At 72.3% G+C, this 14,800-nt stretch carries 7 protein-coding genes and 1 pseudogene; 3 read left to right on the plus strand and 5 right to left on the minus strand.

Annotation, left to right across the window (positions count from 1 at the left end):
* Positions 1–18: 18 nt before the first annotated feature.
* Complete coding sequence (locus RAN62_RS39010; protein ID WP_305789918.1) at positions 19–504, plus strand: hypothetical protein; 486 nt, start codon at positions 19–21, stop codon at positions 502–504.
* Here RAN62_RS39010 and RAN62_RS39015 read toward each other — a convergent pair.
* Positions 471–1,334, minus strand: coding sequence for a DUF6406 domain-containing protein (locus RAN62_RS39015; RefSeq protein ID WP_305789954.1), 864 nt, complete (start codon positions 1,332–1,334; stop codon positions 471–473). The genes RAN62_RS39010 and RAN62_RS39015 overlap by 34 nt on opposite strands.
* Before the next feature lie 5 nt (positions 1,335–1,339).
* Entirely contained in the window at positions 1,340–3,088 is a 1,749-nt protein-coding gene (locus RAN62_RS41325; protein WP_369077248.1) for a C2 family cysteine protease, read from the minus strand.
* Between the two features lie 684 nt (positions 3,089–3,772).
* Here RAN62_RS41325 and RAN62_RS41330 point away from each other — a divergent pair.
* Complete coding sequence (locus tag RAN62_RS41330) at positions 3,773–4,573, plus strand: TIGR02996 domain-containing protein (RefSeq protein WP_369077249.1); 801 nt, start codon at positions 3,773–3,775, stop codon at positions 4,571–4,573.
* 3,876 nt (positions 4,574–8,449) lie between these two features.
* On the opposite strand, the pseudogene RAN62_RS41335 reads toward RAN62_RS41330, so the two are convergent.
* The 3 genes and pseudogenes from RAN62_RS41335 to RAN62_RS39030 form a co-directional block, all read right to left on the minus strand.
* Positions 8,450–12,472 (minus strand): annotated as a pseudogene (locus RAN62_RS41335) (WXG100-like domain-containing protein); the annotation flags it as partial.
* Positions 12,459–12,806: a hypothetical protein gene (locus tag RAN62_RS39025; RefSeq protein ID WP_305789920.1), complete on the minus strand. Its 348-nt coding sequence runs from the start codon at positions 12,804–12,806 to the stop codon at positions 12,459–12,461. The gene RAN62_RS39025 and the pseudogene RAN62_RS41335, both read right to left, overlap by 14 nt.
* The gene (locus tag RAN62_RS39030; protein WP_305789921.1) at positions 12,803–13,210 is read right to left on the minus strand and encodes a YbaB/EbfC family nucleoid-associated protein; all 408 of its coding nucleotides are present in this window, start codon (positions 13,208–13,210) and stop codon (positions 12,803–12,805) included. The genes RAN62_RS39025 and RAN62_RS39030 overlap by 4 nt, the downstream gene beginning before the upstream one ends.
* Positions 13,211–13,363: 153 nt before the next feature.
* Here RAN62_RS39030 and mycP point away from each other — a divergent pair, with 153 nt between their 5' ends.
* A complete protein-coding gene (gene mycP / locus RAN62_RS39035) occupies positions 13,364–14,650 on the plus strand; it encodes a type VII secretion-associated serine protease mycosin (protein ID WP_305789922.1) in 1,287 nt (428 codons plus the stop codon).
* Positions 14,651–14,800: the final 150 nt, after the last annotated feature.

Genomic DNA, 14,800 nt, shown 5'->3' on the forward strand with positions numbered 1-14,800 from the left:
CTGAGTACGGTGGTCGGCATGCCTGCCCCGCTCGCCCGCACCAGCGCCGAAGCCCACCTCTACCTGGAGCTGCACGGCTGCGACTGCGGCGAGCAGACCTTCGAGCCCGAGAGCGCCGTCGTGGTCCTCGAGGACGGCGAGCTCGGCCAGCGCTACACGTACGCGTGCCCGCGCTGCGGCAAGCAGCACGAGGTCACCTTCCGCCTGCCGCCGGAGCCGGCGCCCCCGGGCCCCGTCTTCACCTACGGCGGCCCGGAGCCGTCCGAGCTGCTGGACGCGGCCGAGTGGCTGGCGGTGGCGGACGCGTACGCGAGCCAGGCCCCGGCCGACGTCGACGCCCTCGCCCCCGGCGACGCCCGGCGCGCCCGGGCCCTGCTCACCCGGGCCGCGGCGGCGGTGGACGAGGCGCTCAAGTTCGAGGAGTCCGACCGGCTGCGGGCGGTCCGGGACACGTACGCGAAGCTGGCCGCTCAGTCCTCGAACATCATCGAGCGGTCCCAGTAACGAGGGGTCTCCGGCACGATCTCCTCGGCGGACGGCCCGGCCGGCGGCTCGTAGTACTCCAGCTTTCCGAGGAGCCTTTCGATGCCTTGGGCCGCGGGCCTCAGCAACGTCGCGCGCTCCTCCGGGTCGAGCCGGCCCGTCATCGCGTCGGGCGGCAGATAGTTGATCGTCTCGACGCCCAGCCGGAAGTGGGTCACCAGCAGTCCGCCCGCTCCGCCCGGGACCGCGATGACGAAGTGGTCCGGCGGCAGGTAGGGGTCGCGCCACTGGCGCTGGGCGGTCAGGAAGTCGAAGGGCGGGTAGTCCGGATGCAGGCCGAGCAGCGGCCGCTCCGGGGTGAGCAGATAGTGCTGGCCCGGCAGCCGGCACGGCCGGACGGGCTGGGCGCCGTTGTTCTGGCGCAGCCAGTGCTGATATCCCGGCAGCACCGGCTGGGGCAGCTGCTCGTTCAGCGCCGCGATCCGGTCCCAGCCGATCTCGCCGAAGGGCCGCATCTCGGCCGGCTCGACGACGTTGTTCACGGGCTCGCCCCCGGGGTCGCCCGGGCCGATCCGGCGGATCCTGATGCGGACGTCGACGTTGTCGGACGACGTCATCTCCATCAGCCGCCACGTCTCGTCCCCGACCTGGAACGTGCCGCCCAGCGGCACCGCGACTTCGACTTTCTGCTCGCTGCGCCACTCCCAAGCCCGCAGTCTCACCACCGGTTCCGGCCGGCCCTGCCACCCGACGATGAGCACCTGCCAGCCGTTCGGCAGATCGGCAACGGCCGTGTTGTCCCGCAGCCCGATCTCGAGCGGCTGCGGCAGCTCCCTCGCGTCGTCACCCATCCCTGTCACCGGCCCAGCATGTCACGGAGGGACAGCTCGTCCGGCAGGGCGAAGCCGAGCACGTCCGCGGCGATGCGCTCCGCCACGTCCCGGGTCACCGGGCGCTCGCCACCCGCCCCGGAGGCGTCCGGAGCGGTCCAGCGGCCCACCTTCGTCTCCTGCCCGTCCACGGCCACGACGGTGAGGCCCTCGGCCGCGGCACCGGCCGACATGACGGCGTAGTACGTGACGGTCGCGACATAGTCGTCGGTGTGGATGCGACCGGCCGTGTGGGGCACTCCCTGCGAAGGCGCGGACGCGGGAGCAGGCGCCGGTGCCGGCGCGGGAGGCGCCGTGCCGTCGAGGTACGCGAACGACGGCGCCATGCTGTCGAGGAACTCCCGGATCGTCATGGGGTCCGGGTGCCGCGCGTCATAGGGATCGCGCAGCCACACCTTCCCCTGGGCGACGGCCACCATCTCGTACGCATGCCCCTTGACCAGCCCGAACGGCTCTCCGTTCGGATAGCCCGGCCGCGAGCCGACGATCACCGGATTGCCCGCCGCGAGCAGGGCGCTCAGCCGGGCCTCCGTGGCCGGCTCGACACCCACCGTGGGGTTGAACGTCGCCGTTCGCGCCGGCAACCCGGTGAGCTGGGACAGCAGCTCGGCCTGCCACGCCGAGGTGCTACCGAAGGTCAGCCGGGCGTATCCCGCGGGTGCGGCTTCACCGGTGGTCTCATGGAAGTCGTTCCACATCTTCTGCCACACGTCGCGCCGGGCGTCGCTCCAGGTCCGGTCGAGGGCGGCCACCGCTTTCTCCACCACGGCGGCCCAGCTCGCGCCGACCTGGACCTGCCGGACGTACGCGGACTCCGTGGTGTCGAACGACGTGAGCGGCACGTCGGGTGTCACGGTGATCCGCAACTCCCGGCCGGTCGGGGTCACGACCGCTCCGGGCAGGCTCGTCTCATGGAAGACGACGTCCACGGTGCCGTCCGGGTTGGGCTGGATCATCCGGCTCAGCAGGTCCGGCCGGTGGCCCGCGACGGCGCCGATGGTCGCGATCATGCCGCAGTCGCCGACCCCGCCCTGCCGCGCCTGGTGCCGGGCCGGCGGACCGTCGAAGAGCGGCACCGGCTGCCCGGTGGCCGGATCGAGCACCCGGCCGTAGCCCGAGGTGGGGACGCTGACCTGGTCCGGCTCGGCCACGGTGACCTGGTGGGCGAGCGCCGTCGTCGCCGCCGGTGTGACCGAGGTCGCCGCCCCCTCCTGGTAGCGGACCGGCTCGGGCGCCATCTCGGCCAGCGCCGCCGTCAGCGCGTCCGGTACGTAGTACATCGTCTCGGCGGCCTGGAAGTACTGCAGGCTGTGCGTCGACAGGATCTCCGGCGGAATGTGGGCGTTCGGGGCGAGTCGCATCGCCGCCTCGACGCGGGCGCGGTCCTCCAGGAGCAGCGAGTAGCGGCCCTCGGGCGTGCTCGTGTCGAAGGCGATCTCGCCCTGCGCCGTCGCGTAGTTGGGCATGGGCAGGCCGGTCACCGAGTACGGGCCGAGCTCCGGCCGGCCGGACAGGTTGACGTAGACGCCCTCGGCCGCCACGCGCGCCGCCAGCGCCGGATCCGCCTGGTGGATGCGGTTGAGCAGGTGGTCCGGGAGGCTGACGATCTGACCGGCGTGCTCGGGCATGAGGGCCACGCCGGACCGCTCGTGCTCGGCCGCCACGGCGAGTTCCCGCAGGTTGGCGGCGATCTGCGCGTCGGACAGCGGCTGCATCTGAGCGTCGAAGATCTTGCGCCGGTAGTCGTGCTGGCGGTAGTGCTCATTGTCGGTGTCCCAGCGGGAGTTGAAGACGTGCTGGGCGTACGCGGAGCTGATCGCCGGCGTGCTCAGCCGGCTCAGGGCCGCGGTGACGTCCGCCGGGACCAGGCTCCAGCGCGCCCGCGTGTCCGGGCTGTCCGGCGCGCGCAGGCCCAGCTGCTCGGCGAGGTCGTCCACGCGGGCCCGCAGCGCCGTACGCGTCCCCTTGTCCCCACCCGCGTACTGCTCGGCCAGCGCCCGGATCTCCGCCAGCCGCCCGTGGTCGTGCACGCTCAGCCCCGCGGGGTCGATCGGGCCGCTCGCGCCGCCCGACAGCACTCCGGTCGGCACCGACACGTGGGTGTTGTGCCACGCCGCCAGCCCGGCGATCTCGCGGGCCAGGGCGGGCCGGATCGCCCCGGCGGCCGCCCGGTCGGACACCGTCACCGTGTAGTTGCCGTCGTTGTCCCGGGTGGTCTGCGCGATCCCGGTCAGCGGCCCGACGCGCAGCCGGACGCGGACCGCCGTCGCGGCGCCCGTGTGCACCTCGTAGTAGTCGCGGTTGAGCTCGACGATCGACGTGACGGCGGCCGCGCGTACGACGGAAGGCAGGGCCCGCCGCGCCTCGGCCAGCGCCCCGTCCGCGTCTAGGCTCGCGGGATGAGCCTCTCCGCCGCCGAGCTGTACGCCGCCGTCCTGGCCGCCCCGGACGACCTCGACGTCCGGCTCGCCTACGCCGACGCCGCCGAGGGCTCCGACCCTCGTCACGCCCGGCTGATCCGGGAGCAGATCGCCGCGACCCGGCGGGAGCACGTCCGGCTCATGACGCTGGTCGAGCGGCCCAACTCGGGGCTCGCCTACTTCCGCGGTCCCGGTTTCGGGGACGACGCTCGGCTGCTGGCGAAGTTCGGGGTCGACGCCGAGTGGCTCGACGGCGCCGTCACGTACTGCGGCTTCCCGGAGGCCGTCATGCTGAGCGGTGCCGCCTTTTTGGAGCACGGCGCTTCCCTGTACGAGCGTCTGCCCGTCCGCCACGTCGCCCTGAGCGGCGTCGATGCTGCCCTCGCCACCCGGCTCGCCGGCAGTCCGCTGGTCGACCGGCTCAGCAGTCTGGCCCTGCGGCTCTGCCCGCTCGGCAACGACGGGCTCCGGGCGCTGGGCGCCTCCGACCGGTTCCGCCGGCTGCGCCACCTCGACCTCTACCAGGCCGGGATCACCGACGCCGACGCTTTCGTCGCGGCCCTCCCGGAGCGGATGCCCGCCCTGCAGTGGCTCAACCTCGACGGCAACGACGTCTCCGTCCAGCCGTGGCCCTCGGGCTTCGGGCACGACGGCGGCATCCACCCGCTCTACGTCGACTACCCCGGCCACGGCGCCGCCCTCAACGAGCGGTTCGGCCCCTTCGCCTGGATGCGTGGGGGTTGGGCCTGGCAGGGCGGCCCCTTCTGGGGGACCGTCTAGCCGGTTCGCCTCCGCGATGCGCTGGGCGTGGAAGCGGATGCTGGGCGCGATCCTGTGCGAGTCGGCCGGCAGCGCCTGCTCCTGCGCGGCGATCGCCGCCTCGGCGACCTGTACGTCCCCGAGCTGCCCGCGGAGCGTACGGTCGACCGCCGCCGCACCCAGCACCCGCAGCCCGCGCCCGTCGCCCAGCCCGAGCAGGTCCTGCAGCCCGTCCGGCCCGGTGGTCGGCGGTCCGCTGATGCTGCGCAGCGGGACGCCGTCGAGCAGCGCCGCGGGGCCGCCGGGCAGTTGACCGTCCAGCCCGACGGAGAAGACGACCCGGTCGAACGAGCTCTGCGCACCGTCCGAGAAGGTCACCAGGAACCGGCCGTCCACGGTGTGCCGCACCGAGGAGAGCTCCCGCAGCGACTGCTTGATGCCCTGCGGCCCGATGATGTCGTAGGCGCCCTGGCCCGGCAGCGTGTTGCGCCGGTTCTTGCCGCCCTCGAAGCTCTTGGCGAGCAGCGCCTGCTGCCGCTCGTCGTCGTTCTTGATGGCGCGGATCTCGTCGGTCATGGTCGCCCGCGCGGCCCACTCGATCGGGCCGGCACCGCCCGCGGACGCCTGCTCGACGTCCCACGCGGCCGACGCGCCCGCGCCGAAGACCAGGACGGCATCATCTTCCCGGTACGCGTCCGCGAGGTTGGAGCCCCCGAAATCAACCGCGGGTCCGGCTGTCCGCGTCGCCAACCGGGCGCGCACGTCCTCCGGCGCCGCGTCACTCGGCCGCCCGTCGGCGTCGTGCACCACTCCCGTCGCCGCGTCCACGGTCCAGCCGGTCGGCCTCCCGGCGCTGTCGACGTCCGCGATGCGCGTGTCGGTGACCTGACCCGCCGTGTCGACGAGCAAAGGCTTTCCACCACCCAGCACCGTACGCGCGGCAGCCGGCAGATCCGCCCGGTCGACCACGTTCCCGTCCGCGTCGCGGAACGTCGCGTCCCCGCCGGCGTAGTCGACGCTGTAACCGGTCGCCGGGTCGGCGTACCGTCCGTCCGGCGCCCCGGCCGGAGTCGGCACCCGCGCGGGCCCCGGCCCGGTGGCGACGTCCACCGAGGACGCCCAGAAGGTCCGCTCCCCCACGGTCACCTTGTACTTGGCGTTGTCCGGCCAGCCCGCGCCGTCGCTCCGCGCCCGCGTCTCGACCCTGGTCGCCTGCCCGTGATAGGTCGGCATGCCGGACAGCGCCCGCGCCGCCCCGATCGCGGTCGCGAACACGCTCGACGGCGTGAAGGCGGTCCCGTCCTCCGCGAGATCGGCCGGCTGGAACGGCAGCCCCGGCAGCTCCAGCTCGGCCGGCACCTGCCCCATCCCGAGGTCGGCCCGCCCGGCCCACGGCTCGGTCGCCTGCCCGATCGCGAGCACCGGCGGCAACTGGCCGTCGACATGCCCCGGCGCGCCCATCGTCACGAAGTCGGCCGTCGCGGCCCATCCGCCCCCGATGACCACCCGCGTGAAGACGTGCTGAGGATCAACATCCAAACTGCTGTCCACGTACGCCGTCAGCCGCGCATCGGCTTGATCCCGCTCGGCGGTCGCCTGTCGAGCCAGGTCGCGGGCGGTGGCGCGTACCTCCGCCTGGGCCGCTCGCAAGGCAGTCTCGCGCGCCGCAGCGCCCCCGATCCCGGCCAGCAAGCCCGTGACGACCGGGTGCTGGGCCAGCAGACCGAGCCGGACGGCAACCGCGTCCGCGCCCACGACCGGCACGTTCCCGTCGTGCCCGTGCACGTCGCGCGGCCCCTCGAGCAGCCCGGAAGTGATCAGCAAACTGTGCGCATCGGCCTCCAGCTGAGCCCGCCGCCCCGTATCCGTCGCCCTGTCCAGATCGGACGCGAGCACGGCCAGCTCGGCCACCCGCCCCGCATCCCGCGCACTGAACGTGTCCTCCCGCGACCCCTCCGACAACGCCCGAGTCGCATCAACCCGAACCCCGGCCGCCCGCTCCGACTGCACCTGCTGCGCCTCAGCCAGCGCCGCCGCCACCGCCCGCCGCACCAGATCAGGCTCGGCCGCCGTCGAAACCCGCACAACCGTCTCCACCGGCCCGGCCCGCACAACCGCCACCGGCGCCACCCGCCCCGCCGGCTCCGCGAACTCGAACCGAACCCGATGCGGCTCCCCGCCGTCCGCCCGCAGCGTGACGCCTTGCTGATCCACGACGGCACCCGCCGGCAAGACTCCGCCACTGAGCGCCGCCGCCACGGCCCCTTCGGTCCGCCCCAGATCCGCAGTGAGCGAGACTCCGCCGAAAGTCGTCCCCGCAGCCGCCCGCCGCAAATCCGCCCCGGCGTCTCCCCCACTCTCCCCAGGCGCCGTCCCCGGCCCGTCCTCGCTCAGTCCGCCTGGCCGGCCTCCGCGATCTCCGCCAGCTCCGCCTCGCTCGGCAACGGTGTCGTCGCGAACCTCAGCGCCTCGCGCTCCGCCGTCACCCTGTCCACGGCCCGCGCCCGGTACCGCTCGGGATGCGTCCACATCCCCTCGTACACCGCCGTGTCCCGCATCCACGTCCGAGACCGGTAGTGCCACACCACCGACCGCGTCGGCTCCAGATTCGCCGTCACGGCCAGGAGATTGGTCGGAGCCTCCTCCGGGCCGATCGGTTCCTTCTCCGGATCCCCCCTCTTGTAGAGGAGTGCGTAGCTGAACGTCGCTGCTTCCATGGTCGATCTCCGTGACGATGTGATCCAGGCCGGGCAGATAGGTCTCTGTCAGCCCGCGGCCGGCGACTTCTCCGGCGAATGTAATCCCCTCGGCCTCGAGCCACGCCCGATAACGCGGGAGCTCGATCTGCTGGGCGACCTTGCCCAGCCACGTTCCGAAACTGGTGTCCCGGGCCGCTTCGAACAGGTCCGGGCGCTGGTCGAGGCCGCCCGGCAACGACTCGACGACCTGGCCGTCCATGTTCTGCCGCAGGATGTCCAGGAACGCACCGATCCGGACATCGATCGGGTTGCTGATCTTCCGGAACCGCTCGTACGGTTCGTGGGTCGTCGCGCCCACCGCAGCACTCGCCGCCGTCGGGAACTGGAGCTCGAAAACTTGCCCGTCAGGCGCGGTGAACGTGCCGTTCATGCCGTAGAAGCGGTTGCCCGGGCGCCAGAAGTTCTTGATGTCGTCGCGCGGATCGACCACGTAGCCCTTGGCTCGCAACGCGTCGACAACATGAGCGACGGTGGAACCGTACGCCGCTCCACCCGGCGAGATCATCGTGAAGCGGACGATGTCGTTGATGTCGGCCAGCGCAGCCGACATGTCCAAGTTCTGGACCTCGTACTCGGCCCGGAACTTCTGGGCGATGGACTCGGCGCCCTTGATGCGCCTGTCCTCCTTGTCCAGCCGCGCGCCGTCCGACCCGTCGAGACCGAGCTCGGCATTGGCCGACAGCACCAGTGCCCGCAGGTCCGACAAGATGCGGGCAGCGGGCTCCCTGGCCGCGCTGATGGCTTGCTGCACCGCATTCCGCTCGTCGTCGTACAGCCCGGCATAGGTCGCGCCCATGTCGGCAGCGGGGTCGTACTCGACGCGATCGCCTCCAGGGTTCGCGTCAGCGGGCCCGGATTCGCCTCCTCGGTCGCCGTCCGCATCGGCGTCAGCAGCTGGTCCCGGGTTGTCGAGCGGTCCACTCGGCTCGGGCGACACAGGCGAGACGTCACTGCGATCGCCCGGGGTGCGGTCCTGGTCGGCCGGGCCGGTGGAGACGCCGGTGGACTGCTGGGTGGCGGCCGGGGAGACCACGGCCGGGTTGGTGGGCCGGCCGGTGTCGTCGAGGGTGATGGACCAGCTGTTGGCGACGCGGTCGGCGTAGAGGGGGGCCGTGTCGCTGACCTGGCGGGTCTGGGCGTCGATCCACACGACGGTGCCGCCGCTGTTGACGGCGTTCCAGGTGTGGGCGACGCCGCCGTCGGACCAGGTCGAGATGATGATCGCGGCGGAGCCGGGGCCCGCCTGGAGCAACTGGTCGGCCACGGCGTCCAGGCCCGTACGCCCGCCACCCCGATGCTCGAAGTCGGCGCCCAGCCACTGCTGCTGGCGCGCGGTGCTGGCGGCCTCCGTCGTATCCGGCTGCGCCATGGCGCCGGACACCTGCGGGTCGCCGAACCAGGTCGACAGAACAGACAGGCCAACGTCGGCGCAGTTGCTGTTCCGCCCGGGCACATCCGGACCGCCGTCGTTGACAAGCTGCGGCCACTGAGACGTACGCGGGTCCGGGTGCACCAGCGGCCGGCCGTCAGCGGCGCGGGGCACCTCGTTGTCGAGCGCCTGCTGGTCCACCTCGGCCGGCGGGGTCAAGCCCTGGTCGCCGGTCGGGCGCGAGTCGCCCAGTGGCCGGCCGTCGCCCAGGGCACCGGTGTCGGACGGGGGCGGGTTGATGCCGGGCAGGCGATCCGGGTCAGTGACGGCTTCGATGCCGAAGTTGGGCATGTACTGGCTGCACGTCGAGCACGGCTCCCAGTAGGTGCCATGATCGGCGTGGCGGCCGTCGTCGCCATGGATGACCTGGTGGGTCACCATTTGTGAGCCCTGGAGCTGTGACTTCGCGAATGTCTCGAACGAGGCGCTCGTCGCGGCCTCGTACTGGGACAGCAGCGCTTGATCGCTCATGGCGGCGAAGTCCGACGACGAAGGGGCCACGGCGGCGAAAGACGGATAGTCGGCGGCGGATCGCGCAGTGTCGTAGAGGGACTGGAGATCGTGCAGGGCATCGGAGATGAGCGCTACCTCGGCGCACTTGCCGTGGCCTCGAGCGAGGGTGCCGCCGTTCTCCTCAGTCTGGGTTTTTATATCCGCCAGCATGCGGCCGAGCAGCGGATGCACGTTGAGGCTGACGTTCTTCATCGTCCGCATGCTCGTGTGCGTGTAGAGGCGGCCACTCGGCGTAAGCATCGCGCCGGCCATGCCGGGCATCCTCTTCCGATGAATCTTGGGGTCCGCGTCGTCCCGAGTCGTCGCGAGCATCTTCTGCGCCAAGGCGTGCGAGGCGCTGATCAGCATGGCGCGCGCTTCCGGACCTCGCACGTCGAGGTTCTCATCCAGCTGGACGGGGCTGAGCTGCCAGCCGAACTGGCCCGCGACCGTCGCCCCGTCGGAGCGGGCGAAGGTGTCGGGATCAACACCGCCGGCGACGCTGCGGCCGCTGTCGGCTGCGTTGCCGGTGCTGACGGGCACGGCGACCAGAGCCGGGTCGGAACGGTCGCTGTCGGTGTCGCTCGGCGGGCCGGCGTCGGCATTTGAGCCTGTACGCGGGTCAGTGTCCGCGTGGTGTGCGACGGCCGGGTTCGTGGTGGTGTCGCCGGTGTGGCTGCTGTCGAGACGCGGACCGGCAGCTCCGCCGGTGTCGGGGTTGCTGTCGTTGTCGGAGTTGCTGTCGCCGTTGGGGTCGCGGTCACTGTCGGGGGCGGCGTCGGTGTCGACGGGTGTTGCCGGGATGTTGCGGTCGGGGGTGGGGGTGTCGGTGGCCGGGTCGAGGGGGGCCGGGGCGGCGTGGTCGGGGGTGCCGACCTGGACGTCGCTGGTGAGGGCGCCGGGGTCGACGGCCGGGGCGACGTTCACGGTGCCGGTGCCGGCGATGGGGCGGGCTTCGGTGGGGCCGCCGGCCAGGTGGGGGGCGTTCGGGTTGGTGCGGCTGGGGTTCGACGACGGGTTGGTTGCGGTTGCGGTGGTGCCGGAGGTTGTGGTGTTGGTGCCGGGCGTCGTGGTGGGCGACGTGGTGGTCGGGCCGGCGGTCGACGTGGTGGTTGGGCCCGTGGGTGAGGTGGTGGTCGGGCCAACGGCGGTGGATGTGGTGGTGACCGGCGACGTTGAGCTCGAAGTGGTGGTCGTGACTGGCGTCGGGGAAAGGTTCGGAGAGACACCCGCCACGGGAGAGCCGGGCGCAGGCGTGCCGGGCATGGTGGCCGAGGGGTTTGCGGCGGGGTCCGACACGGCGTCGGGTGAGGACACGGCATCGGGTGAGACCGCGGTGTCCGAGAGCGGCCCGGCGGGGTTCGGCGCGGACGGGACAGGGCTCGACGAGGGTTCAGCGGCGACGGGCGCGGAAGAAGGATCCGCCGCGGTTGGCCCCGAGGAAACAGGAGCGGGCGAGCCAGGAGCAGTAGTGCCAGGAGCGGGCGAGCCAGGAGCAGACGCGCCGGGAGCAGAGGCGTCGGAGGAGGAAGGAGGAGAGGAGGAGGAAGAGGAGGAGGAAGAGGCCGAGGAAGTGGAGGTCGAGGAAGAGGAGGTCGAGTTGTCACCGCCGGGCGGCGGGGAGGAGTTGTCCGCCACCGGGCCGGAGGGCGCGGGTGCCGCCACGGGAGTGTCGGACGCCACGGGAGCGTTGGTGGCCGGGGCCGGCGAGGTGTCGCTTGTGGACGGTGTTTCGACCGATGGCGAGGGCTCGCGGACTTCGATGGACTGGGCGCCGGGTGGCGGCGGGGTTGCCACGGTGTCGGCGGGGGTGGAGGCGGCCGGGTCGGCGGCTGTGGGCGTACCTGTGGTGGGGGTTGCGGTGGAGCCCGCCAGGGAGGCGTCGCCGGACGGCGGTCCACCACCAGCGCCGGAGCTCGGACCGGACCCCGCGTCGGAGGAGGAACCCGAGCCGGGAGAAGAGGGGGACGACGGGGAAGAAGCGGAGGAAGACGACGACGAATCGGAGCCCGGCGAGGAAGAAGACGGGGATGAGGAAGAAGACGAGGACGAGTCGCCGGTAACAGGGGCGATGACGGTTGTGCCCGGGTCGCCGACGATCGGGGCGGTTGAGGTGGGCGCTCCGGAGAACGCCGTCGCCACCTTGCCGGCCAGGTTCACGGTGCCGTTCGTGCCGGCCGCCAGCAGGTTGCCCGTACCGGTGCCGACGCCGGTGAGGGCCGGACGGCCCGCGCCGCCGGCGAAGCCGCCCAGGAAGTCGCTCGCACCCGGCATTTCCCATTGGCCGGTGAAGGCGGCGTTGGTGAGGACGCTGGACGCCGGGGAGACGACGGCGTTGACCGTGCCCGCGGAGACGGCGTTGCCGGCCCAGTTGCCGACGCCTTTCACCGCGCCGGCGCCCTTGAAGTTCATGTTGACCTTGGGCGTGGGGATGGCGCCGGTGACCTTGCTGAAGCCCTTGCCGACCGGGGCGCCGATGACCGCACCGATGGCGCCGCCCGTGCCGGACATGAGGGTGCGCTGGGTGTCGAAGCCGTCGCGGGTGCCCTTGTTGATCTGGTAGGCCTGGGCGCCCACGTCGATGATGAGCTCCTCGCCGACCTCCTCGACGATCTCCTTGCCGAGGTGCTTGGCGCCGTGCTTGAGGGTGTCCTTCAGCGTCTTCTTGGCGACCTGCTCGCCGGCCTCCTTGAGGAGCTTCTCGCCGCCCTTCACGAGGGCCTTCTTGCCGACCATCATGAGCAGCCGGTTCATGGCCATCGTGACGACCTGGCGGCCGCCGGCCAGGATGCCCGGGATCGCGGTCGCGGAGACGCCGCCGAGCCAGGCCATGAGGAGGGCGACGAAGACCGAGATCACGGTGATGATGACCGCGATCAGGACGGTGAGTTTCGCGTACTCGATCTCTTGTGCGGTGGAAGTGACCGAGGCCGACAGGGCCGCCGCCGACGAGGCGAGCAGCGGAAGACCGGTTTCCGCGCCGACGCCGATCTGGTTCCAGAGGGTGTTGAAGGCCCCGCCGGCGCCGCCGCCCCAGGCCTGGGCGATCTGCATGACCGCCGGGTCGGCCTCGTTGAGCGCGGCGCCGATGGCCTCGCTGAACTGCTGCCACTGGTCGGCCAGCTCGCGCAGCTGATCCTCGTCGCCCTTGGGCCAGGCCTCGCCCGCGCTGAGCCAGCAGACGGCGTCCCAGACCCAGGCGTACTCCCCGAAGGTGTCCCGGGGGTTAGGAATCGCCACGCTGACCGCCGCCGAACCACTTGGCCACGAGGTCGTCCTGCTCGACGGTGCCCTCGACGGCCGCGGTCACGTCGGGGCCGAGCTGGCGGACCCGCTCGACGAGCTTGACGCTGGCATCGAGGACGAGCTTCGCCGGGGCCTCACCGGCCAGATATTGCTCGTTGAACTTGGTGCCGGTCTCGTCGGTGCCCCAGGGCGCGCCGCCGTTGAGGGCGTTGATCTGCGTCACGATCCGGCTGAGGTTGCTGTGCAGGCCCTCGCCGGCGTGGGTGAGCCGGCTCGCCCCGGCGGCGGCCTCGGCGGGGTCGAGGAACGTGTCCTGCGAGTCGCTCATCGCGGGGTGCCCTTCGTGTCGTCCGGCTGCGGGAGGTCGGCGTCGAACTGCCGGAAGATCCCGTCCAGATCATGATCGATGTACGCCTGGAACTGCGCGTTCGGCATGAACGGCCGGCACAGCTCCTCCACCTCGCCCATCGCCTTCTCGGTGGCGCGGCGGATCGTCTCGGTGACCGTGGCCGAGAGCTCCTTGGAGTTGGGCCGCCGGTAGATGCGCGCGTCGAAGTCGACCTTGATCACCTGGCCGCGCGGGCCGACCGTGACCGTCACGAGCCCGTCGTCGGACGTGTGGGTGACGCTGACCGCCTTGAGCTTCTGCTGGAGACCACCGACGTCGGAGCGCATGCGTTCGAAGCGCGTCATCAACTCGTCGGCGTGCGCGCGCATCGCCGCCAGATCCATGCCATTCCTCCCCCGTGCTGCTCGAACCCGGTCTGCGACCTGCGGTCCGACCCTTCGACCATACTGAATGGCGACGACTTACGGGATCCCCGGCGGCCCCGGCCGCCCGGTTACGATGCCTGCGGCGCCGACGAGTACGGGGAGGTGGCGCGGGTGCGGTTCGGTCAGCGGGCGGTCGCGTGGGCAGCGGCGGCGGTCCTTGTCACGTCCGGTGGAGCCGCTCCGGCCGCCGCGGCGCGACGCGCTCCCGCGCCCTGTCAGAACCCGTCCGAATCGGGACAGGTCATCACCGCGACGCCCTGGCAGCAGCAGTGGCTCGCCCCGGAGCGGGTGTGGCCGTTCAGCACCGGCGCCGGCATCCGGGTCGCCGTCGTCGACTCAGGCACCGACAGTTCGCACCCGCAGCTCGCCGGCAAGGTGGACCGCGGCTTCGACATGCTCAGCAACAGTGCCGGCGGCGACATCGACTGCGTCTCCCACGGCACCGCGGTGGCGAGCATCATCGCCGCGCAACGGGTGCAGGGCGTGGGCTTCGCCGGGATCGCCCCGGACGCCCGGATCCTCCCGATCCGCGTGTCCGAGCGCGAAGTGGTGGACGGCAAGGCTTCGGGCCAGAGCGTCTCGCCCGAGGGCTTCGCCGACGCCATCCGGCTCGCGGCCGACCGCGGCGCCAAGGTCATCAACATGTCGCTGACGCTCTACGAGAACTCGCCCGCCGTCGCCGCCGCCGTCCGATACGCGCAGGCCAAGGACGCGGTGCTCGTCGCCGCCGCGGGCAACCTGCGGGAGAACGGCAACCCGGTGCCCTATCCGGCGGCCTACGACGGGGTCATCGGCGTCGGCGCGATCGACAACGACGGCGGGCTCGACAAGGTGTCGCAGATCGGGTCGTACGTGGACATTGTCGCCCCGGGTGGTGCGGTCGTCGCCGCCACGCGGGTCCGCGGCCACCAGGAGTGGACCGGCACCAGCTTCGCCACCCCGATGGTCAGCGCCACCGTCGCGCTGATCCGCGCGGCGGAACCCGGGCTCGACGCCGATGAGGTGCGGCAACGCCTGCTCGCGACGGCCGATCCGGCCCGGGGCGGAGCCGCGCAGGGCTATGGGAACGGGGTCGTGGACCCGTACCGTGCCGTCACGGAGCGGCTGACCGACCAGCCGGCGCGGGCGCAGCAGGCCCTTCCCCCGCTGCCGGACGATCCGGCCCGGGCAGCGCGCGCGGACCGCTGGGAGACCATCGGGCTGGTCGCGATGTGGGTGGCGCTCGGCCTGGCCGCGGCGGTCGCGCTGATCGCGGCCATTGCCCTCCTGACGCCGTACGGGCGGAAGCGCCGCTGGCGGCCCACCCGCGCCGCCGCACAGCAGTCGCCGAAGCCGGACGCGGAGACCGAAGAGCCGGAGGACGTGTTCTTCCGCGTGCCCACCGCCCCGACGAGTTGAGACGGCCTTTCCACCGCGCCGACAAGCTGACAGCCGCGTCCGCACGCATCGACGCGCGCCGGACTGCCGCGGTTTCGCTGCGTCGACGGGTCCTGATGCGACGAAAGCCCGGCGCTGCACAGGGCGCCGGGCTTCGCGTGGTGCGACGGG

The organism is Symbioplanes lichenis (assembly GCF_030709675.1).
In the GTDB taxonomy this organism is placed as follows: domain Bacteria; phylum Actinomycetota; class Actinomycetes; order Mycobacteriales; family Micromonosporaceae; genus Actinoplanes; species Actinoplanes lichenis.